General features: G+C 60.8%; 20 protein-coding genes and 1 pseudogene. 15 read left to right on the top strand and 6 right to left on the bottom strand.

Annotation, left to right across the window (positions count from 1 at the left end; translation table 11 throughout):
• Window positions 1-186 (bottom strand): annotated as a pseudogene (locus RDN59_RS03940) (HNH endonuclease); the annotation flags it as partial.
• A gap of 234 nt (window positions 187-420) precedes the next feature.
• The gene (locus tag RDN59_RS03935; protein WP_308606710.1) at window positions 421-744 is read right to left on the bottom strand and encodes a hypothetical protein; all 324 of its coding nucleotides are present in this window, start codon (window positions 742-744) and stop codon (window positions 421-423) included.
• A gap of 48 nt (window positions 745-792) precedes the next feature.
• On the opposite strand from RDN59_RS03935, the gene RDN59_RS03930 reads away from it, so the two are divergent.
• The 6 genes from RDN59_RS03930 (at window position 793) to RDN59_RS03905 (ending at window position 9131) form a co-directional block, all read left to right on the top strand.
• The gene (locus RDN59_RS03930; protein WP_308606709.1) at window positions 793-2169 is read left to right on the top strand and encodes an MFS transporter; all 1377 of its coding nucleotides are present in this window, start codon (window positions 793-795) and stop codon (window positions 2167-2169) included.
• 22 nt (window positions 2170-2191) lie between these two features.
• Entirely contained in the window at window positions 2192-3223 is a 1032-nt protein-coding gene (locus tag RDN59_RS03925) for an ATP-dependent 6-phosphofructokinase (RefSeq protein WP_308606708.1), read from the top strand.
• A 39-nt stretch (window positions 3224-3262) separates the two neighbouring features.
• On the top strand, window positions 3263-4861 hold the full coding sequence (locus tag RDN59_RS03920; protein ID WP_308606707.1) for a TrkA C-terminal domain-containing protein: 1599 nt from the start codon (window positions 3263-3265) through the stop codon (window positions 4859-4861).
• Between the two features lie 34 nt (window positions 4862-4895).
• The gene (gene gatB, locus RDN59_RS03915) at window positions 4896-6410 is read left to right on the top strand and encodes an Asp-tRNA(Asn)/Glu-tRNA(Gln) amidotransferase subunit GatB (protein WP_308606706.1); all 1515 of its coding nucleotides are present in this window, start codon (window positions 4896-4898) and stop codon (window positions 6408-6410) included.
• A gap of 55 nt (window positions 6411-6465) precedes the next feature.
• Complete coding sequence (locus tag RDN59_RS03910) at window positions 6466-7521, top strand: NAD(P)-dependent alcohol dehydrogenase (RefSeq protein ID WP_308606705.1); 1056 nt, start codon at window positions 6466-6468, stop codon at window positions 7519-7521.
• 185 nt (window positions 7522-7706) lie between these two features.
• The gene (locus RDN59_RS03905; protein WP_308606704.1) at window positions 7707-9131 is read left to right on the top strand and encodes a hypothetical protein; all 1425 of its coding nucleotides are present in this window, start codon (window positions 7707-7709) and stop codon (window positions 9129-9131) included.
• Here the strand turns inward: RDN59_RS03905 and RDN59_RS03900 are convergent.
• A complete protein-coding gene (locus RDN59_RS03900; protein ID WP_308606703.1) occupies window positions 9128-9817 on the bottom strand; it encodes a LysE/ArgO family amino acid transporter in 690 nt (229 codons plus the stop codon). The two genes, RDN59_RS03905 and RDN59_RS03900, sit on opposite strands and share 4 nt — an antisense overlap.
• A 70-nt stretch (window positions 9818-9887) precedes the next feature.
• Here RDN59_RS03900 and RDN59_RS03895 point away from each other — a divergent pair, with 70 nt between their 5' ends.
• Both RDN59_RS03895 and RDN59_RS03890 read left to right on the top strand, forming a co-directional pair.
• The gene (locus RDN59_RS03895; protein ID WP_308606701.1) at window positions 9888-10772 is read left to right on the top strand and encodes a LysR family transcriptional regulator ArgP; all 885 of its coding nucleotides are present in this window, start codon (window positions 9888-9890) and stop codon (window positions 10770-10772) included.
• Window positions 10773-10800: 28 nt separating this feature from the next.
• Window positions 10801-11802: a DoxX family membrane protein gene (locus RDN59_RS03890; protein WP_308606700.1), complete on the top strand. Its 1002-nt coding sequence runs from the start codon at window positions 10801-10803 to the stop codon at window positions 11800-11802.
• Between the two features lie 135 nt (window positions 11803-11937).
• Here RDN59_RS03890 and RDN59_RS03885 read toward each other — a convergent pair whose 3' ends face one another.
• The 3 genes from RDN59_RS03885 to RDN59_RS03875 are packed head-to-tail and all read right to left on the bottom strand — an operon-like array spanning window position 11938 to window position 15607.
• Window positions 11938-13206: a glycosyltransferase 87 family protein gene (locus tag RDN59_RS03885; RefSeq protein WP_308606699.1), complete on the bottom strand. Its 1269-nt coding sequence runs from the start codon at window positions 13204-13206 to the stop codon at window positions 11938-11940.
• Between the two features lie 11 nt (window positions 13207-13217).
• Window positions 13218-15071: a dihydroxy-acid dehydratase gene (ilvD, locus tag RDN59_RS03880; protein ID WP_308606698.1), complete on the bottom strand. Its 1854-nt coding sequence runs from the start codon at window positions 15069-15071 to the stop codon at window positions 13218-13220.
• Window positions 15072-15073: 2 nt separating this feature from the next.
• The gene (locus RDN59_RS03875; RefSeq protein WP_308606697.1) at window positions 15074-15607 is read right to left on the bottom strand and encodes a PH domain-containing protein; all 534 of its coding nucleotides are present in this window, start codon (window positions 15605-15607) and stop codon (window positions 15074-15076) included.
• 314 nt (window positions 15608-15921) lie between these two features.
• Between RDN59_RS03875 and RDN59_RS03870 the strand changes: the two genes are divergently transcribed.
• The 7 genes from RDN59_RS03870 (at window position 15922) to RDN59_RS03840 (ending at window position 25010) form a co-directional block, all read left to right on the top strand.
• Window positions 15922-17754: an acetolactate synthase large subunit gene (locus tag RDN59_RS03870; protein ID WP_308606696.1), complete on the top strand. Its 1833-nt coding sequence runs from the start codon at window positions 15922-15924 to the stop codon at window positions 17752-17754.
• A complete protein-coding gene (ilvN, locus tag RDN59_RS03865) occupies window positions 17747-18262 on the top strand; it encodes an acetolactate synthase small subunit (RefSeq protein WP_308606695.1) in 516 nt (171 codons plus the stop codon). The genes RDN59_RS03870 and ilvN overlap by 8 nt, the downstream gene beginning before the upstream one ends.
• A 109-nt stretch (window positions 18263-18371) precedes the next feature.
• Window positions 18372-19385, top strand: a complete 1014-nt coding sequence (gene ilvC, locus RDN59_RS03860; RefSeq protein ID WP_308606694.1) for a ketol-acid reductoisomerase — start codon at window positions 18372-18374, stop codon at window positions 19383-19385.
• A gap of 132 nt (window positions 19386-19517) precedes the next feature.
• On the top strand, window positions 19518-21311 hold the full coding sequence (locus RDN59_RS03855; protein WP_308606693.1) for a DUF262 domain-containing protein: 1794 nt from the start codon (window positions 19518-19520) through the stop codon (window positions 21309-21311).
• A gap of 19 nt (window positions 21312-21330) precedes the next feature.
• Window positions 21331-22224: a hypothetical protein gene (locus RDN59_RS03850; RefSeq protein WP_308606692.1), complete on the top strand. Its 894-nt coding sequence runs from the start codon at window positions 21331-21333 to the stop codon at window positions 22222-22224.
• A 44-nt stretch (window positions 22225-22268) separates the two neighbouring features.
• Window positions 22269-23855 carry a phosphoglycerate dehydrogenase gene (gene serA / locus RDN59_RS03845; RefSeq protein WP_308606691.1) on the top strand — a complete coding sequence of 529 codons (1587 nt, stop codon included), beginning with the start codon at window positions 22269-22271 and terminating at the stop codon, window positions 23853-23855.
• Between the two features lie 135 nt (window positions 23856-23990).
• On the top strand, window positions 23991-25010 hold the full coding sequence (locus RDN59_RS03840) for a 3-isopropylmalate dehydrogenase (protein ID WP_308606690.1): 1020 nt from the start codon (window positions 23991-23993) through the stop codon (window positions 25008-25010).
• The last annotated feature ends 7 nt before the right edge of the window (window positions 25011-25017 follow it).

Genomic DNA, 25017 nt, shown 5'->3' with positions numbered 1-25017 from the left:
TTCCGGCAGTGACCAGGCTGCGACCAGGGATAGTGCGGTGGTGTTGATATCGGCGTGCAGGCTGGGCATGGCTGCCTGCCAGGTGTCATAGGTGGGCCGGCGTGCTTTGGCGCGGGCTATGGCGTGTGGGTTATTCGGGTTGGTGGTGGAAAAGAAAAAGGTAGGTGGGCGTGTGACAGTGGTCATGGGCATTTCCCCCGAGATAAACCTGTATTAGAAGAAGTGTTCTAAACATAATCCTAGCGGCCACCGCCACACATGGCTATAGCTAGTGGTAAATTCCCGTCAAGTCATTACTATAAACGGGGGTAGCCACCACGGGTTAGTTGATGTGTTCGATCCTCAATCGACGGCGGCGACGGGGGTAAAGACGATTAATGCCCCACGCGCGTTGTCGGTGGCACGTGGGGCGCGGGGGATCTACTGGGCGTCGGAAAGCGCGTAGGCAGCGCCAGCACTTGCGGCGGTGACGGTCAGCACTGCCGGCCAGGCGCCAATCTTCTTAGCCAGCGGGTGAGAGAGGCCAAACGCGCCGGTGTACAGAGCTGCCAGACCAGCGGTAGTGGCTGGGTTCGTCTTAGCCCACCAGCTGCGTCCGGCCCAGACGCCAGCGGCGGCAAGCACCACGCCGCCAAGCGGGCGAATGCCAGTCTCCCGGGCGGTGAGCCAGCCGCCGATAAGGCCTAGCGTGACGGTCGCAGCCGTCGATACGTCCTGTGGTTTCTTGATGTCAATCATTCCCATGCGCTTTAGTTTAGGCCGCCTGCATGGACGGTGGCTAGACTTCCCTCCATGAATCACGCAGCAACGCCCACGTCAGAAAAGCAAGCTTGGCTCGCCATGGCGGCGCTGTCGCTGGGCTTCTTTATGTCGTTGCTCGACCAATCCATGATTGCAGTTGCGCTTCCCGACGTCCGTCGTGAGTTCAGCGCCGACGTCAATCAGGTGCTGTGGGTCTCCGCTATTTATTTGCTCGCCGTGGTCGTGCCCCTCCTGTTTACCGGAAGGTTAGGGGATATCTACGGACAGAAGCGAATGTTTCAGCTAGGCAATGGGCTCTTTGGCCTTGGTGCACTGCTTTGTGCGCTGGCGCCATCTGTAGAGTTTCTCATCGCCGCGCGGTCGCTACAAGGCCTAGGTGCCTCCATTCAGATGCCGCAGACCATGGCAGTGATCAACCGGATTTTCCCTCGTGAGCGGCGCGGCCGTGCGCTGGGCGCCTGGGGCGTGGTGGGTTCGCTAGCCACTCTTGCTGGACCGCTTGTGGGAGGCCTCGTTGTAGCCGCGTTTGGGTGGCAGGCAGTTTTTTGGATCCACATTCCCATTGTCATTGCAGCGATTGTCCTCTCCGGTCTGTGGGTGCCTGCCTTACCGACGGCGGCCGGGAAGATTGACTTCGTGTCGGTAGGGGCGTCGTTTGTCGCGTTGACCTGCTTCGTCTTTGCCGTGCAACAAGGCCCAGAGACGGGCTGGCCGTGGTGGATTTGGGCCCTCTTAGTCGTCGGGATAGGTGGCATGGCTATCTTCGTGCGCCTGCAATCATCCCGTGGGGCGGCAGCGCTCGTTCCTCTTCGGTTGTTTAAGGATCGTAACTACTCCGTGGGCACGGTGGCCATCGTGTCCATGGGCTTTATGGCTGCGTCGATGATGATTCCGATCATGATGTGGTTGCAGGTCGAGCAGGGGATATCGGCGGGCGATGCCGGAATGATCGTCACGCCGATGGCTCTGGTTTCCTTGTGTGTGTCACCGCTAGCGGGCATTTTGGCAGATAAGCTGCATCCACGACGATTGGCGCTCACGGGCTTCGGCATTTTGATTGCCACTTTCACTGTGCTGTGGTTCCTCATGCACGCGGGTGTTTCGGGGTGGTGGCTGAGCCTGCCGTGCGCAGCACTAGGTGCCGGGCAGTCCTTTATTTGGGGATCCAATGCTGCGACGACGATGCGCGATATTGATGCACATCTCATGGGAGCCGCTTCCGGTGTCTATAACACATCGCGACAAGTGGGTTCAGTGATTGGTGTGGCCGGCGTATCAGCAGTCATGCAGGTCGCCAGCGCGGCGGACTCTCTGGTCATTATCGTTGTGATCCTTTTTGTCGGGTGTAGTGCTTCGCTCTTCTTCCGGGATACCCTGCACGCTGGCGTGGAAACTGCGAGCCTATAGGGAAGCGAGTAGATTGGATGTCATGCGTCTTGCTGTACTGACATCCGGTGGTGATTGCCCCGGTCTGAATGCTGTTATCCGCGCGGTCGTTCGCACCGCATCCAACGAGTTCGGTGATACGGTCGTCGGCTACGAGGATGGCTGGGTTGGTCTGATGGAAGACCGGCGCCGTGACCTTTATGACGACGCTGAAATTGACCGCATCCTCCTTCGCGGCGGAACCATCCTTGGTACCGGCCGCCTCCACCCAGATAAGTTCAAGGCTGGGCTGGACACCATCAAGGCCAATATGGCCGATGCCGAGGTCGATGCGCTCGTCGCTATTGGTGGCGAGGGAACTCTGAAGGGCGCTAAGTGGCTTTCTGACAACGGTATCCCAGTTGTCGGTGTGCCAAAGACCATCGATAACGACGTCAATGCAACGGACTACACCTTCGGTTTCGACACGGCAGTGTCCGTGGCCACCGATGCAATTGACCGCCTCCACACCACTGCTGAGTCCCATAACCGCATCCTCATCGTGGAGGTCATGGGCCGCCACGTTGGGTGGATTGCGCTGCATGCAGGCATGGCCGGCGGTGCGCACTACACGGTGATCCCTGAGGTCCCATTCGATATCGCCGATATCACCAAGGCGATGGAGCGCCGCTTCCAGATGGGTGAGAAGTACGGCATCGTCTGCGTCGCTGAGGGCGCGCTGCCGAAGGAGGGCACCATGGACTTTGAAGAGGGCGGTGTGGACCAGTTCGGCCACCAGACCTTCAACGGAATTGGCCAGGTCATCGGTGATGAGATCAAGAAGCGCACCGGCTACGACGTGCGCACGACCGTCCTCGGCCACATCCAGCGCGGCGGCACGCCGACGGCGTATGACCGCGTCCTAGCAACCCGCTACGGCACCCACGCCGCCCGCGCTGCGCACAATGGTCAGTCCGGAATGTGTGTTGCCCTCCATGGTGAAAACATCGACCTCGTCCCGCTCGAGGATGCCGTGGGCAAGCTGAAGGTGGTTCCGGCAAAGCGTTATGCCAACGCTCAAGCCCTCTTCGGTTAAACGCCGCGACAAGGTCGTCCATAGTTAATAAAGGTTTCGATGACAAGCGTATTAGCTTTCCTTGCTGAGCAGCCGGTCCTGTTGGTGTTTTTGCTGATTGGCATCGGCATGGCGCTCGGTGGCATCAAAACCCGGGGAATTAGCTTGGGTGCGGCCGCCGTTCTCTTCCTCGGTATTGCTTTTTCGGCCGCCGCGTCCGCCGTAGGCGTGGAAGCTTCCGTACCTCCCATTTTGGGAATGCTCGGCTTGGTGCTCTTCGCCTTTGGCATTGGCAATAACTCTGGAGTGTCCTTCTTTACGTCGCTCAAAACCGCGACGGGCCCAGTGCTGTCGATGATCGGGGTCTTCATCGTCGCGGCGCTTGCCGCGTGGGGGTTGGGTACTTATGTCTTTGGGCTATCGAATGCCACCATCGCAGGTACTTTTGCCGGTGCGGTGACGAATACCCCCGCGTTGGCAGCGGCGTCGGAAGCGACGGGTGATCCCGGCGCAGCAACCGTGGGCTACGCGGTGTCTTACTTATTTGGCGTCATCGGCATGCTCGCGGCCACGGTGCTCGTGCTTCGCGACGCCGGTAATGACGACGACACCCTGTCACCCGTCACGCGCCAGCACATGCAGATTTTGAGAGAAATCGCGGTGGCGGAGATTGCAGACATCGGCAACGGGGAAGTGCAGGTGACCCGCCTGCGGCGCGTCGGCAGCAATGACATCGTCCTGCCAAAGTTTTTCGATGTGCTGCACCCAGGTGATGTGGTCACGCTCGTCGGTGCCCCGGAAGATCTGGACAATATCATTGAGCGCGCTGGCCGTGAATCCCCGCAGATCCTCAACGATGACCGCCACGAGCTTGACTTTCGTCGCATTACTATCTCCGAACACAGCTTGGCCGGCATGACTATTGCGGAGCTGAACAACCAGCTGTCTGACCGGTGGGGCGCGCGCATTTCGCGTGTTCGCCGTGCGGATAACGATCAGGTCGCTATCCCCGAACACATCGTGGAGCTGGGTGACCGCGTGCGCGTCGTAGGCTCAAAGAAGTCGCTGCGCGAGATTTCAAATTTTCTTGGGGATTCTTCGCAAGGCCTGACGGATATCAACCCCGTATCCCTCGGCCTCGGCTTGGCCCTTGGCATCTTTGTAGGACATATCGATATTCCGCTTCCGGGTGGCTCTTCCTTCAATCTCGGTGCCGCCGCCGGTGTTCTCATCGTCGCGTTGGTCATGGCACGCATTGGGCGAATCGGCAACACAGTGACCGCATTGCCGCACTCAGCTAATACGATTCTTTCCGAGCTCGGCCTGTTGCTCTTCTTGGCCCAGGCCGGAACGAATGCGGGCGGGGAGATCGCCGGTGCCTTTACAGGCGGTGCATGGTGGAAGATTCTTCTCCTAGGCATCATCATCACCACGCTGGTCGCATTCGGGTTTGCCTTCGTCATGCGCCGCTTTCTGCACGTGGGCGCTACCAAGACTGCGGGCGCTATGGCCGGGGCTCAGACTCAACCAGCAGTTCTCGCTTTTGTGAATAATCGGACAAGCACGGATCAGCGTGTGTCCTTGGGCTATGCCATGGTGTATCCGGCGGCCATGATTGCCAAAATTCTTATTACGCACGGCATCACCTTGTTGGGTTAGGCGGTTGCGCACGGTGTCGCGTTGACATACTAAGATGGCACGCATGACTGCTGCGATGTATGACCTGATGGACTACGACGAGGTCCTGGACAAGTTCGAACCCGTAATGGGCATGGAAGTTCACGTGGAGCTCAATACGGAAACCAAGATGTTCTCCACCTCTCCCACGAATTTCAACGCAGCCCCCAACTCTAACGTTGACCCGGTATCCCTTGGTCTACCGGGAGCCTTGCCCGTAGTGAATTCTAAGGGCGTGGAAGGCGCGATCAAGATCGGTCTGGCGCTGAACTGCAAGATTGCGGAATCGTCGCGCTTTGCCCGCAAGAATTACTTCTACCCGGATCAGCCGAAGAACTACCAGATTTCCCAGTACGATGAGCCGATTGCCTACGACGGCTACCTTGACGTCGTCCTCGATGACGGCACCGAGTGGCGCGTGGAAATAGAGCGCGCGCACATGGAAGAGGACACTGGAAAGCTCACCCACTTGGGTGGCGCCGATGGCCGCATCCACGGTGCTACATCCTCGCTGGTGGATTGTAACCGCGCGGGCATCCCGCTCATCGAGATTGTGACCAAGCCGATTATCGGCGCCGGCGAGCGTGCCCCCGAGGTCGCCCGTGCCTATGTGTCCGCACTGCGCGAGCTCGTCGCAGCGTTGGGCGTTTCCGATGCCCGCATGGATCAGGGCTCAATGCGCGTGGACTCCAATGTGTCTCTGCGCCCGGTGGGCCAGGAGGAATTCGGCACCCGTACCGAGACCAAGAACATCAACTCCCTGCGCTCGGTGGAGCAGGCGGTGCGTTTTGAGATGCAGCGCCAGGCACAGGTGCTTGTCGACGGCGGAGAGATCGTCCAAGAAACCCGCCACTACCAGGAAACGGATGGCTCGACCTCGAAGGGCCGCCCGAAGGAGACCGCGGAGGACTACCGCTACTTCAACGACCCGGACCTGCCGCCGGTGATCGTTTCCCGCGAGTGGGTAGAAGAGATCCGCCAAACCTTGCCGGAGATGCCGTGGATTCGCCGCGCACGCATCCAGGAAGAATGGGGCCTCAAGGACGAGGAGATGCGTGACCTGGTCAATGCCGGGGCGCTCGACCTCATCATCGAAACCGTCGAAGCCGGAACCAGCCCGGATGAGGCCCGCTCTTGGTGGGTTTCTTACCTGACCGGTAAGGCCAATGAGGCCGGCGTCGAGCTGAGCGCTCTCGACATCACCCCGGCTCAGGTCGCGCGCGTTGTCGAGCTGGTCAAGGAAGGCAAGCTGACTACCAAGCTTGCTCGCAAGGCGGTCGACGGCGTCCTCGAAGGCGAGGGGGATGTCGACGAGGTCGTCGCCAAGCGCGGGCTCGAGGTCGTGCGCGATGACGGCGCTATTGAGAAGGCCGTTGATGATGCCCTGGCTGCCAATCCGGACATCGTGGAGAAGTACAAGGCCGGCAACAAGAAGGTCACCGGTGCCATTGTTGGTGCGGTCATGAAGGCTACCCAGGGCAAGGCTGACCCGGGACAGGTCAATAAGCTGATCGCTAAGAAGCTCTCCTAGCCGGTAGCGATTTCCATTAGGCGAGGTCAGGCGGCTGCGGGGTACCGTGGTCGCCATGACTATTTCTACTAAAGCACTACAAAAAACAGGCCCAAACGAACCTTTTAAGGTTGTGACCATCCAGCGTCGCGAGCCGCGCGCCGATGACGTCGTCATCGACATCAAGGCTGCGGGCATCTGCCACTCGGATATTCACACCATTCGCAACGAATGGGGCGAGGCGCACTTCCCGTTGACCGTTGGTCATGAGATCGCCGGCGTGGTTTCCGCCGTGGGGGAGGACGTCACCAAGTTTCAGGTGGGTGACCGCGTCGGCGTTGGCTGCCTAGTGAATTCCTGCGGCGAGTGCGAGCAGTGCCAAGCTGGAATGGAGCAGAACTGTCTCAAGGGTGGTGTGGGCACCTATAATTCCACCGACGTCGACGGAACGATTACCCAAGGTGGTTATGCGGAGAAGGTCGTGGTGAACCAGGATTTCGTCCTGCGTATCCCGGATGCCCTTGACTTTGATGTAGCCGCGCCCTTGCTGTGCGCCGGCATTACCACCTACTCTCCTCTGGCTCGCTGGGACGTCAAGGAAGGACAGAAAGTGGCCGTCGTGGGCCTCGGCGGTTTGGGGCACATGGGCGTGCAGATTGCCGCTGCCAAGGGCGCGGATGTCACTGTCATCTCGCGCACCTCGCGCAAGGCTGAGGAGGCTTTGAAGCTGGGGGCGACTCGCCTCCTCGCCACCACCGAAGAAGAGGACTTCTTCAGGAACCACCGTGGGGAGTTCGATTTCATCCTCTCAACCATTTCGGCAGAGTACAGTCTCGAGGACTACCTGCGGATGCTCAAACCTCGTGGCATCATGTCCGTCGTGGGGCTCCCACCGGAGGCCCTGCCATTGCGCCTCAACCGTCTGGTAGGCGGTGGCAAGGTGCTCACCGGAAATAATATCGGTGGCATCGCCGAAACCCAGGAAATGCTGGATTTCTGCGCCGAGCACGGCCTGGGAGCGGTCATGGAGAAGGTCGGCGTCGATGACGTCGATGCCGCCTATGAGCGCGTCGTTGCGGGTGACGTGAAATTCCGATTTGTCATTGATACCGCTACGTTTGCCGAGCATTAAGAGGTGAGCCGCCTCATGATTTAGCGGCCTTTGGAGCAAGCTCTCCACGGCCGCACACATGTTTTCCTGTCGTGATGGAGTACCGTGGTAGTAGTGTGCCGCCGTACTTCATCAAAGGTATGGCGCGTTTTTATGCGCTAGCCATAAAGCATAAAGAGAAGAAACTAGAAAACAGATAGGGAAACGTGTCTTATAAAAACGTCATAGGCATCGCCTTGTCCTTCATTGGCTTGCTCGTGGGTGCGGGCTTTGCCACGGGACAGGAGGTTGTCCAGTACTTTACGTCCTTCGGTATTTCCGGCATGTGGGGAATCCTGGTTGCCGGTTTGGTGATGACTCTCGCCGGTACAGTCTTCCTCCAGCTAGGAAGCTATTTTCATGCCAGCGAACACAACCAAGTGTTCCGCAACATCACCCACCCCATCATTTCGCGCATTCTGGATGTCGCGGTGATTCTCACGCTCTTTGCGGTGGGCTTTGTCATGCTGGCCGGTGCCGGATCCAACATGCAGCAGCAGTTCGGCTGGCCCGCCTGGGTGGGCTCGCTGCTCATGCTCGTATTGGTTCTCATCACGGGCATGCTCGATGTCGATAAGGTGTCCCAGATCATTGGCCTTCTCACGCCGACTCTCATTATCGCTGTACTCTTTGCTGGTACTTACACGCTGCTACACATGCCGGACAATGTCGACGCTGCGATTGCTGCCTCTGAGGCGATTGAATCCCCAATCCCGCACTGGCTTATCTCCGCGCTGAACTACAACGGCCTAGCCCTCATTCTGGCTGTATCGATGTCCCTGGTGATCGGCGGCGATAATATCAGCCCGCGCGAGGCGGGCCTCGGCGGCATCGTGGGCGGCGCGGTGTACGCGGTGCTCATGGCCATCGCCGGTTTCTCCCTGCTGATGAACGCGGAGAACGTTGGCGATTCCGATATTCCAATGCTGACCTTGGTGGATAACATCCACCCGACACTCGGCGTCATCATGGCCATCATCATCTACCTGATGATCTTCAACACAGCCATTGGCATGTTCTACGCGCTGGGTAAGCGTCTGTCTTCTGGCAAGGAATCGAAGTACCGCATCATCTTTATCGCAGGCTGTCTTGCTGGCTTTGCCGTCTCTTTCGCCGGCTTCAAGGCGTTGATGCAGTATGTCTACCCGGTCTTGGGCTACATGGGCATCGTTCTAGTAGCCATCCTGGTTATTGGCTGGTTGCGTTCCCTGGGCAAAATCAAGGATGAGGGTATGCGCCGTGAGCGCATCCGTGCACTGCTGCACCTCAAGCTGCACCCCGATTCGGAGTATGACGCCGCGCGTTACGACGACGAGATTGGACAGCAGATCGCCGATTCCAACATGGATGATGAAGCCCTCTTCGAGGATCTTGTCTCCGACGTCGTCGATGAATTGGATTCAGATGACAACCTCGACTTCGACAAGGAGAAGTGGGAGGAAAATCGCAACGATCACTCCTACTACACCGGGCGCGAGGGCGTGGAGCAGGACCGCAGCGACGAAGAAATCAAGGCCTGGGTCGAGGAAACCGGTGCGGTGGGAGACCCCACCGAAGACGAAAACCTGCCCGAAGACTCGCAGAAGAATTAGAGGAGCAGGAGTTTCGCCGTCAGCGCAAGCATGACGCAGCCGATGACGATGTTGACTACGCGCCACGTCGTCGGCTTGGCCAGCACGTGGGAGAGTTTGTAGGCGCCAAAGCCCAAGGAGGGGAACCACACTGCGCTGGCCGTGATGGCGCCGGCTGCGAACACCCAGCGCTGGTCACCATACTGGTTTGCAATGGAGCCCAGCATGACCAATGCGTCGACGTAGGCCAAGGGATTAAGCCACGTCAGCGCCAATGCGCCGAGGACCGGCTTGACCCAGGAATTCGAGCGCACGCGGGGGCGAATTTTGGTGAGCACGGAGGCCCCTGGTGCTCCCGAATCACCCGAGTTCTCTTCAACGACCTGTGCTACCGGTGCAGTTTCCTCAATGACCAGTGAGTCCTGTTCTTTCTTAAACGCGTCGCGGAAGCACGTGAAACCAAAGTAGATGAGGTAGGCCGCGCCCAAGTACTTGACCACGATGAGCGCGGTGGGGAAGCGTTCGACGAGGACGCCGACGCCGGCGGTGCCGCCGGTGATCAGGATGACGTCGGAAAGCAGGCATGCCAACAGGATGGGCCCGACATGATCGCGTTTAATGCCCATCTTGATGATGTAGGCATTCTGCGGTCCGATGGCGATGATGAGGGACAGGCCCAGCGCAAATCCTGCGAGCAATACTGACATGAGTTCCAGTGTGCGTATAGCGACATATGAAGTCCAGTTAAATGTTCTACATCTGGTTTAATATTGCTTCATGAACCCGCTACACACCGAAACACTGCTGGCCATCATCGATGAAGGCTCCTTCGAGGGCGCTGCGGCTGTGTTGGGAATCACTCCTTCGGCCGTGAGTCAGCGCATCAAGGCGCTGGAAGTATCGACTGGTCGAATCCTTCTGCGCCGCGGCACTCCCGTCACCGTGACCGAGGCAGGGGAGATCGTCGCCCAAGCCGCACGGCGCATGGCGCTGGTCCAGGCGGAAGCGGATGCGCGGCTTACTGAGCGTTTGTCCCGCGTGCCACTGACTGTTGCCATCAACTCGGATTCCCTGGCCACGTGGTTCCGGCCTGTAATCCAGCGCACCGCCGAGCGCGGTGAGGCGGCGCTGCGCATCCGTATCGAAGATGAGGCCCGTACGCTCGCGATGCTGCGCCGCGGCGACGTACTTGGCGCGGTCACGCGCGAGCAAACGCCGGTCTCCGGCTGCGAATCCACGTACCTCGGTACCATGCGCTACTTTGCCGTCGCCGCGCCCGAGCTAGCGGAAACTTTCGATGACTGGGAGACCCTGCCCATCGTGGGTTTCGGGCCGAACGACGCCACCTTGGACGACGCCATGCGCGAGCGCTTCATTGATTCCCATGTTCTGCGTGCGCGGGTGTCCCAGATTCCTTCTTCGGAGAGTTATGTCGAAGCAGTGCGCTATGGCCTGGGATGGGGCTTAGTGCCGCGCCTGCAGGCACAGCCTTTGCTGGAGTCAGGGGAGCTGGTGCTTCTCGACGACTTCCCGCTCGACATTGACCTCTACTGGCAACGCTGGCGGTTGGAGTCGGAGTTGCTTGCGGACCTCACAGCAGACGTCTTAGATGCAGGCCGTGCGGTTTTAGCTTCGCGCCGCGCCGATAGAGATGCACCATAAGGGGGATGTACTGCCTTAAGTTGGAGGTATGAGCGATAAAACCCCAGATAAAGCCACCGACTTTGATGACGATATCCCGACCTACACGGGGAAAGACTCTGTGAAGGACAGCACGCCTAAAGAAGACGCTACCGATAAGCCGAAGAAGAGCAGCCTCTTCCAGCGCCCCGGACGCGCCGAGCCGCAGGTGATCAAGCCGAAGAAGGTTGGCGAACCAGCCGTTGCGGCCGAACCTGAGGCGAAGACCGAAACCTTTGAAAGCACCTCCAAGGACTCCCTGTCTTTCGACAGCTCCGCCGCTGATGCTGAAACTACTGCTTTCCCACGCGCGGAGGCGACGGCAGGAACCGATACGGAGACAACTGCAATGCCGGTATCGGCAACCGCAGCCGCTGACACCACAACTGAGCCTGTGGCAAATGAGACCTATGAAGAGGTGCCAAGCACGGTTGCTGTTGCCGACCCCGCCGTGGACTCCGAGGCTGCAGCGGTGGAGGAGAAGCCGGAGCCCGCACGCCGCGGCACCATTGACTTTGGTCTGCTATTTGTACGCCTTGCTCTCAGCGTTTATCTCCTCGTGGCGGGTGCGTCCACCTTCTTCAAGCTCGGCGGCAACGAAGGCCTGTCTGGTTTGGAGAACGAGTTCGGCGAGTACACCATGGCGGCAGCCTTGGCCATCGGCGTGCCGACTGTCCAGCTCATCGCCGGCGCCTTCCTGCTTCTCGGCCTGGTGACCCCGTTGGCCGCTATGTTCGGCCTTATCGTAACTGGCTTTTCTGCCATCCACGGCCTCAACGCCTCCGGTGCCGGGTTGGATGTCTTTGCCTGGAATGAGAGCGTCTGGCTGGGCCTCGTCCTCTTCGTTATCGCAGTAGCCCTGCAGTTCACCGGTCCGGGATTCATCTCCCTGGACTTCAACCGCTCCTGGACCCGCCGCCCATTGGCCACGTCCTGGATTTTCGTCGTCATCGGCGTGGCCGCGCTCGTTGCCATCTGGTGGTTTGGCGCGGGCGTTAACCCGCTGAGCTAGGAAATCGAGCTCACACGAACGTCAACTCGTCAGCTGAGCTCAGCCGGAGCGCAACTGCCCTTGTTGCCAAAGTTTTCCCACCCGCCGCAGGCGGCGCATAACTTTGGCAGAACGGGCAGTTTTGCGTTTCGGGGCTTAGTTGGTTTGGGCCGCAGCGAGTTCAGTATGTGGCTTGTCGGATTGAGTGCCCTTAACCTTGAGGCAGATAGCGTAGAGAATCCAGCTCAGGAGTGCTAGCCACACGAAGTCATCGACCAAGAACTTCTGGTACAGCGGCATCGCGTGGACATCGATGCTGTCACCAAACCACCACTTCGGCGGAACGGTCAGCAGCATGCCCACCCAAGCGGCGAGAACAGCCAGCAGGCTGCCGGCGACCCAGGTGGAATTGCGCCAGGACCAGGCGCGGTAGACCAGAACCGGCACGATTAGCGACAGCCACACCCAGTGGTGCGACCACGACACGGGGGAGATGAGCAGCATGGTCGTGGCGGTGGTGAGGTGGGCGTCGACAAGCAGGCCGCGCCGTATCTGCGCCAGGATGAGGGCGGAGCCAAGGCCGATGATCACGAGCGCCGCCACGAGCCACAGCACGTTGATGAGCGTGCCGTGGTTGTCCATGGCCTCCTGGGAGGTAAAGAGGCGCTGGATGACGCCCTTGAGCGAGGAGTTGGACTGGTAGTCCGTGGCCACGCCGAAATCTGCGCCCTTGCCCATATCGAGAAGCTTTGAGCTAAAGAACTCAACGAAAGCCTCCCAGCGGTAGGCTGCGGCCAACAGTGTCGCCACGACGGCGGAAGCGAAGGCTGTGAGGATCGGCTTCCATTCGCGGCGCAGAAGGAAGTACAGCAGCATGGCCAATGGAGTGATCTTGATGGCCGCCGCGAGACCTATCAGCCAGCCTTGCGGAAGCTTGCGCTTGCGGGGGACGAGATCGAAGATGACCAACGCCATGATGACGATGTTGATCTGCGCAAAACCGTTGTTGAGGCGGATGGGTTCAAAGAACATGGCCGCGGCCCACGCGATCGCCACGGTGGGCCACAGGTGCGGCACCTTGAGCGCGCGGAAGATCGCGTAGAGGCAGGCAAAGACTAGGGCGTCCGAGAGGACGATCATGATATCGCCCGCCAGGGCGTCACTCATCCAGTCGAAGGCGGTGAGCGGAACCATGACTAGCGCCCCGAAGGGCGGGTAGATAAAGGGGAGCGCCAAGTCCCCGGCGTACATCGGATCCGAGTAGACCGAGCGGCCTTCCATAAAGGCGCGGACGCCCTCACGGTAGATGATCATGTCCACCGGGAAGTCCGTGTGGAGGACATGGCGGATGACGCCCACCAGGCCAATGATGAGCCCGGCGGCGGTCAGGAGTGTGCGCCGTGCGGCGTTAGTGGCGAAATTCATCGCCCCATACTCTAATTGACGTAGCCATCAACCACGCGCACCGCACCACGGTCGGCGGACGTGGCCATGTTGGCGTAGGCGCGCAGGGCCTTGGTGACCGGGCGGTTGCGGTCCTTCGGCGTCCAGGGCTTCTCGCGTTGCTCCTCGGTGGCGCGACGGCGTTCCAAGACCTCTTCGTCCACGTCGAGGGAGAGCTGGCGCTCGCGGATGTTGATGGTGATGGGATCCCCGTTTTCCACCAGGCCGATGAGGCCGCCGTGGGCTGCCTCAGGGGAGATATGACCGATGGAGAGGCCGGAGGTGCCGCCAGAGAAGCGGCCATCCGTAATCAAGGCGCAGGCCTTGCCAAGGCCGGAGCCCTTGAGGAAGGAAGTCGGGTGCAGCATCTCCTGCATTCCGGGACCACCTGCGGGGCCCTCGTAGCGAATGACGATGACATCGCCGGGCTGGACTTCTTTCTTGAGGATGATGGAAACAGCCTCCTCCTGGGACTCCACCACGCGGGCGGGACCAGTAAAGGTCCAGAGCTCTTCCTCCACGCCGGCAGCCTTGACGATGGCCCCGTTGGGGGCGAGGTTGCCGCGCAGGACGACCAGGCCGCCATCGGAGGAAAAAGCGTGCTCGGCGTCGTGGATACAGCCATTGGCCGCGTCGGTGTCGAGCTCATCCCAGCGGTTGGACTGGCTGAAAGGCTCGGTGGTGCGCACGCCGCCGGGGGCGGCAAAGAAAAGCTCGCGGGCAGCGTCGGTGGCCTTGCCGCCGCGGATATCCCAATCGTCGAGCCACTCTTCGGCGTTGTCGTAGAGCGCGGTGTGGACCTTCAAGTTCAAGTGACCGGCACGGCGCAGCTCGCCCAGGATGGCGGGGATACCACCAGCGCGGTGCACGTCTTCAATGTGATAGGTGCCGTTGGGTGCCACCTTGGACAGGCAGGGGACGCGGTAGGAGATCTCGTTGATGTCCTCGAGAGTGAAGTCCACCTCGCCCTCCTGCGCGGCGGCCAGCGTGTGGAGGATGGTGTTGGTGGAGCCACCCATGGCCATGTCCAGTGCCATGGCGTTGCTGAAAGCTTCCTTGCTGGCGATAGAGCGCGGGAGGACCGCATCATCTTCCTCGCCGTAATAGCGTCGGCACAGGTCCACGATGGTGCGACCGGCCTGCTCGAAGAGATCGCGGCGGGCGCTGTGGGTAGCCAGCGTGGTGCCATTGCCCGGCAGGGCCAAGCCGAGCGCCTCGGTGAGGCAGTTCATGGAGTTGGCGGTGAACATGCCGGAGCAGGAACCGCAGGTGGGGCAGGCGGATTCCTCCACCTGAGCCAGGCCTTCATCGGAGACAGCATCGCTGGCCGACGCCGTGATGGCTGTAATCAGATCCGTCGGTGCGTGTGCTACGCCGTCGACGACGACGGCCTTGCCGGCCTCCATCGGTCCACCGGAGACGAAGATGGTGGGGATATTGAGGCGCAGGGCCGCGTTCAACATGCCCGGGGTGATCTTGTCGCAGTTGGAGATGCACACCAGGGCGTCGGCGGTGTGGGCGTTGACCATGTACTCGATGGAGTCGGAGATGATTTCACGCGACGGCAGGGAGTACAGCATGCCGCCGTGGCCCATGGCGATGCCATCGTCGACAGCAATGGTGTTGAATTCTTTGGGCACGCCGCCGGCTTCGCGGACGGCATCGGCCACGATGTCGCCGACGTTTTTGAGGTGGACGTGGCCGGGGACGAACTGGGTAAAGGAGTTGGCGATGGCAACGATCGGCTTGCCAAAGTCGCTCTCCTTGGATCCGGTAGCGCGCCACAGCGCGCGCGCACCGGATGCCTGACGGCCAACGGTGGTGACTTTAGAGCGGAGAGGGTACATGGTTAATCCTTCAGTTCGGGGTGTTTCTTGAGGTACTCGGCGTATTCCTCCTTGGTGAGGAGGATCTGTTGGCCATCGCGGTGGACGATGACGACCTTGTCATCGGCGGCTTCGCGGCCAGCGGTCAGGGCGTCGGGGATGCGCCCGTTGGAAGCGGCGGCAAGGCGGGGGAGAGAGTTAAAAGTCACGCCCGGCAGGTTGAGATTGTCGCCGCTGCTGGTGCGAGCGTAGGCCTTCGAGCGTTGGAAACCGATGCCTTTAAAGTCCTTCCACGCGATGTCCTTGGGGCCGCGGAAGCCATAAGTGATGTGGATGCCCTTCGTGTCCACGGTGGTGCGGGCACGCAGGACCCACCAGATGGCCAGCACCGGGAAGATGAGGATCCAGAAGAGGTATTTCGGGGCCCAGCCAATGCTGAGAAAAGCGATGGCGGCGAGGATGCCGATGCCGAGGAGGTGTTCGCGGGTGGGCTTGAACGTTTCGGCCGTGGGGTGTTCGGCGCGAGAAGATGCGTTCTGCGGGTGTGAGGACGTCATAGTGGGTCATCGTAATTGACGTTGTGGTGCGGTGGCGAACCGCCCCACCTGTGCAATCTCGCAAAATGAGAAAAAGATCCCAAAAATGGGGGTAAAGGCCTGCGGTGACGTTTCTATCAGTGTACAGTTTATCCCATGATCATTATTCGACTTCACCTCGTAGTAGTACCCGGGCGGCGCGAGCCGTAGCGAGTCCACTAGTGACGTCGACCAGCATGCGCCCCCGTTACCTTCACACCCAGGAAGGACAGCGGGGGCGTTATTCGTTGGATGATCTCTCCGATATCCATCCCCACTGAAGGAGCACAACAACCGTGACAGCTTCCACTCCGCCACAGCGGGCGCCCGAGCGCATCACGGGCGCACACGCCATTGTCCGCACCCTCGAAGATCTCGGAACCGAGCTGGTCTTCGGCATTCCGGGTGGCGCCGTGCTTCCGCTTTACGACGCCCTCTTCGAATCAACGAAGTTGCGCCACGTGCTCACCCGCCACGAGCAGGGGGCCGGTCACGCAGCCGAAGGCTATGCCCAAGCATCCGGAAAAGTCGGCGTCATGATTGCTACCTCCGGTCCAGGTGCCACCAACCTGGTGACCCCGCTGGCGGACGCCAACCTGGACTCCGTTCCGGTCGTGGCCATCACCGGTCAGGTGGGCAGCTCCTTGCTGGGCACCGACGCCTTCCAAGAGGCCGATATCCGCGGTGTGACCATGCCGATTACGAAGCATAACTTCATCGTCACCAATGCAGAGGACATCCCGGGAGCTATTGCTGCCGCCTTCCACCTAGCTTCCACCGGACGGCCGGGCCCGGTCCTCGTGGATATCCCGAAGGACGTCCAGAACGCCCTGATGGAGTACTCCGGCCCGGTGATGCCGGACCTGCCGGGTTATAAGCCCACCACGACCCCGCACCCGCGCCAGATCACCCAGGCTGTCCAGCGCATCGCGCGCGCCGAACGTCCGGTGCTCTACGTTGGCGGCGGCGTCATCAAGGCCGAGGCTTCCCGCGAGCTGCGCGAGTTTGCTGAGTTGACCGGCATCCCGGTGGTGACCACGCTTATGGCGCTCGGTGCCTTCCCGGATAACCATCCGCAGCACATGGGCATGCCCGGAATGCACGGTACGGTGCCGGCGGTGGCGGCGCTGCAGCGTGCGGATCTTATTATCGCCGTGGGCGCGCGTTTCGATGACCGCGTGACCGGTGATACCGATACCTTTGCTCCGAACGCCGAGGTCATCCACGCTGACATCGACCCGGCCGAGATCGGCAAGATCCGTGAGGTTGCCGTCCCCATCGTGGGTGATGCGCGCGAGGTGCTCCTTCGCCTGACCAAGGCTTATGCCAACGATGCGGAGTTGGACGTTCCGAACCTCGGCGACTGGATGGAGTACTTGGGAGATTTGCAGCGCCGCTACCCGCGCGGTTTCGAGCCGACGTCGGACGGCCTGCTCAACCCGCAAGAGGTTATTCAGCAACTCAGCTCCATTGTTGGCCCGGAGGCCATCTACTGTGCGGGCGTGGGCCAGCACCAGATGTGGTCGGCGCAGTTCCTTGACTTCGAGCACCCGCGCAGCTGGATCAACTCCGGTGGCGCCGGCACGATGGGCTACGCCGTACCTGCAGCGCTAGGTGCTAAGGCCGCCTGCCCGGAGCGTGAAGTCTGGGCGATTGACGGCGATGGCTGCTTCCAGATGACCAACCAGGAACTCACCACCGCTGCGGTGGAGGGATTCCCCATCAAGGTGGCTGTCATTAACAACGGCAACTTGGGCATGGTGCGCCAGTGGCAGACGCTGTTCTATGACAATAAATATTCGAATACCAAGCTGCGTGAGCACGATGAGTACGTCCCCGACTTCGTCAAGCTCAGCGAGGCCCTGGGCTGCGAGTCCATTCGCGTAACCACGGCAGAAGAAATTGGCCCCGCTATTGAGCGTGCGCGCTCAATTAATGACCGTCCGGTGGTCATTGACTTCATCGTCGGGCATGACGCCCAGGTGTGGCCGATGATTGGCGGTGGTGCCTCGAATGAGGAAATCCAGTACGCCCTGGGCTTGCGCCCGCTGTTTGATGACAATGAGTCAGCGGCCGAGGAACCGGCCGACATCCACGAATCTCTCGAGGAGGCCGAAAATAATGGCTAAAGACGACATCACCCGACACATCCTCTCCGTTCGGGTTCAGGATATTGAGGGCATCATCTCCCGCGTGACCGGCATGTTCACCCGCCGTGGCTATAACCTCATTTCGCTGGTGTCCGCTCGGACCGAGACGGAGGGCATTAACCGCCTGACCATCGTCGTGGATGCCTCCGAGGTCATCATCGAGCAGGTGACGAAGCAGCTCAACAAAATCGTCCCGGTGCTCAAAGTGGTTGAGCTCGAGGAAGAGAACACGATTGCGCGCTCCATCATGCTGGTCAAGGTGGCTGCGGATAACTCCAACCGCCCCCAGGTGGTCGATGCGGTGAACATCTTCCGCGCGCGCATCGTGGATGTATCGCCGGAGTCCGTGGTGGTCGAGGCTACCGGAACGCCCGGCAAGCTGCAGGCGCTTCTCGACGTCCTCGAGCCCTTCGGTATTCGTGAGCTAGTGCAGTCCGGAAACGTCGCGCTGGGGCGTGGCCCGAAGGCGATGGCACCGAGCAAATAAATAATCTCACATTGTGGACATTGTGTCCCAAAATGTGATACAAATTCAGTAGACCACGTCACTATTCGCTGAGTAGTGACGACGAACCACAGAGAGAAGGAACAAGAACATGGCTATTGAGACTCTGTACGATTCCGATGCCGACCTGTCCATCATCCAGGGCCGCAAGGTCGCCATCATTGGCTATGGCTCCCAGGGCCACGCCCACGCAATGAACCTGCGTGACTCTGGCGTTGAGGTGGCGATCGGCCTGCGCGAGGGTTCCAAGTCCCGCGAGAAGGCGGAAGAGGCGGGCTTTAAGGTCCTGAGCAACGCTGAGGCTTCCAAGTGGGCTGACGTTATCATGCTGCTAGCCCCTGATACGTCCCAGGCGACCATCTTCACCGAGGACATTGAGCCGAACCTGGAGGACGGCAACGCTCTGTTCTTCGGCCATGGCCTCAACATTCACTTCGAACTGATCAAGCCGGCGGAGAACATCACCATCGGTATGGTTGCGCCGAAGGGGCCGGGCCACCTGGTCCGCCGCCAGTTTGTCGATGGCAAGGGCGTGCCCTGCCTGATCGCTACCGAGCAGGATCCGAAGGGCGAGGGCCGCGAGCTGACCCTGTCTTATGCCGCAGCCATCGGCGGTGCCCGCGCTGGCGTTATCCCGACCACCTTCGAGGCCGAGACCGTCACCGACCTCTTCGGTGAGCAGGCCGTTTTGTGCGGTGGCACCGAGGAGCTCGTGAAGGTCGGTTTCGAGGTGCTGGTGGAAGCCGGTTATGAGCCGGAGATGGCCTATTTCGAATGCCTGCACGAGCTGAAGCTCATTGTTGACCTCATGTTCGAGGGCGGCATTAAGAACATGAACTACTCGGTCTCCGATACCGCAGAGTTCGGCGGCTACATTTCTGGTCCGCGCGTCATCGACGCCGACACCAAGAAGCGCATGAAGGACATCCTGTCCGACATTCAGGACGGAACCTTCACCAAGCGCCTGATCGCCAACGTTGAGGGCGGCAACAAGGAGCTGGAGGAGCTGCGCGCCAGCTACAACGATCACGAGATCGAGAAGACCGGTGAGAAGCTGCGCGATCTCATGAGCTGGGTAAAGAATCCGCTGGACGCAACTGCCTAAATCGCACTGGATCTGAGCAATCCCGCTGGCCACCGGCTGGCGGGAGTTTTCGTTACCCAGGTCTTCGTGCCCGCAATGTGATGTTCGCGCACAAACGGGCACGTTCCCACATTTGGCGGTAGGCTCGAGGCCATGGGTTTCTCTACGCCAAGCTATGACCTTAATGACCTTTTCGCTCGTATCGATCGCGGTGATATTCAGCTTCCAGATTTCCAGCGCTCCTATGCCTGGGATGAGGACCGCATTAGATCGCTGATCGTCACCGTCTTGCGCGGCTACCCGCTCGGCGCATTCATGGCCTTGGATACCCGCAACGAAACCATGCGCTTCCGCCCCCGCCCATTGGCTGGTGCTCCGGATACCGGGGTGAACCCGGGCCTGCTCTTGCTTGATGGGCAGCAGCGCCTTACCACCTTGTATCACTGCTTCCGCGGCGAGGGCTTCGTCGATACCACTGATTTTCGTTCCAAGAAGGTCTCCCGCAAGTACTACGTGGACCTGCGCATAGCGACCTCGGAGGACATCATGCCGGACGAGGCCGTTTTCGCCGTCAACCAGCATGGCGAGCTGCGCTCCCACTTCGCGCCGGATATCGAAGGTTCCTTGAACACCCGCGAGGCCGCAATCGAGGAGTGCTGCATCCCGGTCTCAGCCCTGCTGAGCGAGGAAGGCACCAGCATGCTCTTCGAGCTCGCAGCCGCCAACGATGGTGCCACCCGTGATGTGGTTGCAGCCTTCAACAACCGCATTCTGCGCCCACTGTCTGGTTACACCGTGCCGATGATCCGCCTGTCCCGGGAGACAGCAAGCGCCGGCATCGGCTCGATCTTTGCGCAGGTAAACTCCGCTGGTCTGCAGATGGATGTCTTCGATCTGCTCACGGCTGTCTTTGCCTCCGAGGACCCGGACTTCCACCTGGCGGAGGATTGGGCGGCCGTCGAGAAGCAGCTGCGTTCTTTCCCGGCGCTCGATGGCATTGGCCGCAACGAGTTTCTCTCGGCCGTGTCTTTGCTGGTGTCGGGGGAGAAGGGCAATGCCGGTGGTCAGCGGGAGGACATCCTGCAACTGACGCTCGCTGAATACCGCAAGGCCGCGGAGACCCTCGTGATTACCTTCCGTGAGGTCGCCGAGTTCTTGGCTGAGCGCTGCATCCTGTCCCTGGAGCAGGTTCCCTATTCCGAGCAGATCATCCCGCTGGCGGTCATCTTGGCACGTCTGGCTGAGAAGAAGGGCGTGCTATCCAGCCAGGAATCCTGGGACCGCCTCAACCAGTGGTTCTGGAGCGGTGTCTTTGGTGAGCTCTACGGTTCCTCGGCCGTCAAGTTGCGCGCTGCCCGTGATGTTGACGAGGTGACCTCCTGGGTCGCCGGCGATACCGAGGACGTCCCGAAGACGGTGCGCGATGCTTCCTTCCGCGAGTCCCGCTTGCTGTCCGTGGGGGAGAACGACGGCGTATGGCACGGCCTTTACGCTCTGCTCATGGCCCGCGGCGCTAAAGATTGGCGGACGGGGCGCGCCTTCAATCGTCATAGCTTCGAGGAGCTGCAGCCGGGCTTCTTCCCCGTCTTTCCGCTCCGCTGGTGTGAGCGCCACGGTATCAGCGGCGTGTTGGCAAACTCCGTGCTCAACCGCACGCCGATGGGCAAGCGCACTGAGGTAGTCCTGGACGGGCATTCGCCGGAGCGCTATCTGCCGCGCGTGCAGTCGAAGTCGATCATGGAGGATGCCGAATTCGATAGTGTGTTGGCCTCCCACGACTTAGAACCGGAGCTGCTGACTGCGAAGACCGCGCACCAGTTCTTCGCCGATCGCCGCGAGCGCTTTGTCGGCATCGTCGAATACGCACTCAATAAGCAGGTGGTGCGCGACGTGGATGAGGCGAACCTTTCCGGCGGCGAGGAGGGCCCGCAGGCCTTTGTGCGCTAAGGTTTCACCGCTGGCAGGGATGCCAGCCCTATCCGTCGCAGCGCTGTTAGCCATGACGGGCCTGGGCGCTGCAGGCTGTTCCTCGCTGGGGCGGGGCGAGCCGATCCTCACGCAGGACATCACCGCCATCCCCGAAGCGGACATCGACCTAGCCCGCGCGAGCGAGGAGAACCGCTTGCGGCTTATCGACCCCCAATTCGCCAACGAGGTCACCGTGGTGGGGGACCGCTGGGGCATTGACTCTGCGCGCTTGTTCTTCAAGGAGAGCAATACTCTGATCCTTGCCGAAGAGACGGACGCCGCGGCCCTGCGCGCGGCGACGTTGAGCGTGTCCCAGCGCGTGCCCATGGTGACGTATGATGCGTCGATTCGCCCGCAGATTTCACAGCTGCTCGCTGATCTCGACGTAGACCAGCTCCTCGTTATCGGTAACGTTCCGTGGGCTAGCCAGAACGGGCAACGTGAGGTTATCCACGACCCAGGAAACACTAAGGCACTGGGGGAGTACACCGCTTTTCGCTTCACATCGAAGGTGGTCATGAAACGTGAGCGCATGGTTGACAACATTGCGCACTTGGATTCCTCCACGAAGACGGAGCTCAAGGCCGCCTGGGAGCCCCTGCCGCAGCACATAACGAAGGAAAAGATGCCGGCTATTCCAGCCCAGGCGCGCCGCGACGCACAAATGGCGCCGGTCATTGTGGCGACCGCGGAAAGCCCTCTAGCCAACGTGGTTAACGCCACTGCCTACGGTGGCACGGTGTTCGTCATGACCGATCCGGATCCGTCGGCGACGAAGGCCGGCGCGGCGTTAACGGCAGGGCTGTCGGAGGGGCCTATCGTGGCCCTCGGACCAGAATTCGGTTCAGTGACAGAATTCACGCATAAAATCACTCAGGGCTGGAAAGAATAAACTACACTTCTCGGCATCTCCAATTCTGACTAGTAAAGGAAGTTATGTCGAAGCCGGTCGTACTTATCGCCGATAAGCTTGCCGAATCCACTGTTGATGCCCTCGGTGACACCGTTGAGGTTCGCTGGGTTGATGGCCCAAACCGCGAGGAACTTCTCGCCGCAGTGCCTGAGGCCGATGCGCTCCTCGTCCGCTCCGCCACGACCGTGGACGCGGAGGTTTTGGCCGCCGCAGAGAACCTGAAGATCGTCGGCCGTGCTGGCGTTGGCTTGGACAATGTTGACATCCCAGCCGCCACCGAGCGCGGAGTCATGGTCGTCAACGCGCCGACCTCCAACATCCACTCCGCCTGCGAGCAGGCCATCGCCCTGCTTCTGGCCACCGCGCGCCAGGTGCCGGCGGCGGATCAGTCTCTTCGCCAAGGCGAGTGGAAGCGCTCGTCCTTCAAGGGCGTCGAGGTGTATGGCAAGACCATCGGCATTGTGGGCTTCGGACACATCGGCCAGCTCTTTGCCCAGCGCCTGGCGGCCTTTGAGACCACCATCATCGCGCACGATCCTTATGCCAACCCGGCCCGTGCGGCAGCGCTGGGTGTGGAGCTGGTGAGCCTTGAGGAGCTCATGTCCCGCTCTGACTTTGTGACGATCCACCTGCCCAAGACCCCGGAGACCGCCGGCATGTTCGATGCCGAGCTTTTGGCGCAGGCCAAGAAGGGCCAGATCATCATCAATGCTGCCCGCGGCGGTCTCGTCGATGAAGCAGCGCTAGCTGCCTCCATCAAGTCCGGCCACCACCGCGGCGCAGGCTTCGACGTCTATGCTTCAGAGCCCTGCACCGATTCCCCGCTGTTTGAGCTTCCGCAAGTTACCGTATCCCCGCACTTGGGCGCATCCACGGTCGAAGCGCAGGATCGCGCCGGTACCGACGTCGCCGCCTCCGTTTTGAAGGCACTGGCCGGTGAGTTCGTCGCGGATGCCGTCAACGTTGAAGGCGGCCGGGTCGGCGAGGAAGTCGCCGGCTGGTTGGACCTGACCCGCAAGCTGGGCTTGGTAGCCGGCAACCTGCTGGATGCAGCGCCGGTTGCCGTGGAGGTCGAGGCCTGCGGTGAGCTGGCCAACGAGGACGTCTCGGCTCTTGGTCTGTCCGCTGTCCGTGGACTGTTTTCCGGCGTGGTCTCGGAGGCGGTCACCTTCGTCAACGCAATGAAGATCGCCGAAAGCCGTGGCGTGACCGTGGACGTGAAGACCAACGTCGAATCGAAGGGCCACCGCTCCTCGGTCCGCGTCAGGGTGATTGGCCCCAACGGTAAGGTATCGCAGTTGACCGGTGCCCTGACCGGCATCGACGGGGTGGAGAAGATTATCCGCATCAACGGTCGCGGCGTCGATATGCGCGCTACCGGCCGCAACCTCTTCTTCTCCTACAAGGACGCCCCGGGTGCGTTGGGCACAGTGGGCACCAAGCTGGGCGCTGCCGGCATCAACATTGTCGCCGCCGCCTTGACCCAGGGTAAGGACGCCTCTGACGCTGTGCTTATTCTGCGCGTCGAGCGTGAGGTACCGGAGGAGCTCGTTGAGGAGATCAACGCGGCGCTGGGGGCTACCTGCCACCAGCTCGATTTGGATGCCTAATCCACACCGCACCTCAGTGGAGCCCACCGCCCCCTGCAGAGCCAGCCTTGGTTCTTCAGGGGGTTTCGGCTTCATGGAAGGCATGAGGGTGGTACTCTCACAAGTATCCAATATGTGAGAAAGGAATCCCACAAAATGAAACTTGCAGTGATAGGCGGCGACGGCATTGGCCCCGAGGTAACCGCGGAGGCGCTCAAGGTTCTGCGCGCGGTGCGCGAGGACATTGAGGTGACCGACTATGACCTAGGTGCTCGACGCTACCTGCGCAACGGAGAGCTGCTTACCGACGCCGACCTGGCCTCCCTGCGCGAGCACGACGCCATCCTGCTTGGTGCGATTGGCGCCCCCGGTGAGGTTCCGCCCGGCGTCTTGGAGCGCGGCCTGCTGCTGAAGATGCGTTTTGCGCTCGATCACCATGTTAACCTGCGTCCCTCCAAGCTGTACCCGACTTCTACCTCGCCGCTGGCGAACCCGGGCGATATCGACTTTGTCGTCGTTCGTGAAGGCACCGAAGGCCTGTACTGCGGCAACGGAGGCACGCTGCGCGAGGGCACCGAGCACGAGGTGGCTTCGGAGGTTTCCCAGAACACCCGCTACGGCGTTGAGCGCGTGGTGCGCGATGCCTTCGAGCGTGCGATGTCCCGCCGCAAGCATGTCACGCTGGTGCACAAGACCAATGTTTTGGTCAACGCCGGTGGGCTGTGGCAGCGCACTGTGAACGAGGTGGCACAGGAGTTCCCGGAGGTCACCGTGGACTACAACCATATCGATGCCGCCACCATCTACATGGTCACCGATCCCGCTCGCTACGACGTCATCGTGACCGATAACCTCTTCGGTGACATCCTGACTGACCTGGCCGGTGCTGTCACCGGTGGCATCGGCTTGGCCGCCTCCGGAAACATTGACGCCTCCGGTGCTAACCCCTCCATGTTCGAGCCGGTCCACGGCTCTGCCCCGGACATCGCGGGCAAGGGGATTGCGGATCCGACCGCGGCGATCCTCTCGGCAGCGATGCTACTGCGCCACCTCGGTGACGAGGACAACGCTGTGCGCATCGAAGAGGCCGTTGCTGCCGACGTCTCCTCCCGCGGGGACGCGCAGCCGAAGACCACCGAAATTGGTGACCGAATCGCCTCCGCGCTGAGCGCCTAGCACTGTA

Origin of the sequence: uncultured Corynebacterium sp. (assembly GCF_902489365.1) — a bacterium.
Classification (GTDB): domain Bacteria; phylum Actinomycetota; class Actinomycetes; order Mycobacteriales; family Mycobacteriaceae; genus Corynebacterium.
The sequence above is the reverse complement of the archived record's forward strand: the minus strand, read 5'-3'. Positions and strand labels throughout refer to the sequence as shown.

Bases quoted from the DNA above. Each gene is read 5' to 3' on its own strand.
- ilvN (WP_308606695.1), top strand. From the start codon at position 17,747: ATGGCTAAAGACGACATCACCCGACACATCCTCTCCGTTCGGGTTCAG.
- gatB (WP_308606706.1), top strand. From the start codon at position 4,896: ATGGCACGCATGACTGCTGCGATGTATGACCTGATGGACTACGACGAG.
- RDN59_RS03850 (WP_308606692.1), top strand. From the start codon at position 21,331: ATGCCAGCCCTATCCGTCGCAGCGCTGTTAGCCATGACGGGCCTGGGC.
- RDN59_RS03900 (WP_308606703.1), bottom strand. From the start codon at position 9,817: ATGTCAGTATTGCTCGCAGGATTTGCGCTGGGCCTGTCCCTCATCATC.
- RDN59_RS03885 (WP_308606699.1), bottom strand. From the start codon at position 13,206: ATGAATTTCGCCACTAACGCCGCACGGCGCACACTCCTGACCGCCGCC.
- RDN59_RS03920 (WP_308606707.1), top strand. From the start codon at position 3,263: ATGACAAGCGTATTAGCTTTCCTTGCTGAGCAGCCGGTCCTGTTGGTG.
- RDN59_RS03930 (WP_308606709.1), top strand. From the start codon at position 793: ATGAATCACGCAGCAACGCCCACGTCAGAAAAGCAAGCTTGGCTCGCC.
- RDN59_RS03875 (WP_308606697.1), bottom strand. From the start codon at position 15,607: ATGACGTCCTCACACCCGCAGAACGCATCTTCTCGCGCCGAACACCCC.
- RDN59_RS03935 (WP_308606710.1), bottom strand. From the start codon at position 744: ATGGGAATGATTGACATCAAGAAACCACAGGACGTATCGACGGCTGCG.
- RDN59_RS03895 (WP_308606701.1), top strand. From the start codon at position 9,888: ATGAACCCGCTACACACCGAAACACTGCTGGCCATCATCGATGAAGGC.
- RDN59_RS03925 (WP_308606708.1), top strand. From the start codon at position 2,192: ATGCGTCTTGCTGTACTGACATCCGGTGGTGATTGCCCCGGTCTGAAT.
- RDN59_RS03910 (WP_308606705.1), top strand. From the start codon at position 6,466: ATGACTATTTCTACTAAAGCACTACAAAAAACAGGCCCAAACGAACCT.
- ilvC (WP_308606694.1), top strand. From the start codon at position 18,372: ATGGCTATTGAGACTCTGTACGATTCCGATGCCGACCTGTCCATCATC.
- RDN59_RS03855 (WP_308606693.1), top strand. From the start codon at position 19,518: ATGGGTTTCTCTACGCCAAGCTATGACCTTAATGACCTTTTCGCTCGT.
- serA (WP_308606691.1), top strand. From the start codon at position 22,269: ATGTCGAAGCCGGTCGTACTTATCGCCGATAAGCTTGCCGAATCCACT.
- ilvD (WP_308606698.1), bottom strand. From the start codon at position 15,071: ATGTACCCTCTCCGCTCTAAAGTCACCACCGTTGGCCGTCAGGCATCC.
- RDN59_RS03840 (WP_308606690.1), top strand. From the start codon at position 23,991: ATGAAACTTGCAGTGATAGGCGGCGACGGCATTGGCCCCGAGGTAACC.
- RDN59_RS03890 (WP_308606700.1), top strand. From the start codon at position 10,801: ATGAGCGATAAAACCCCAGATAAAGCCACCGACTTTGATGACGATATC.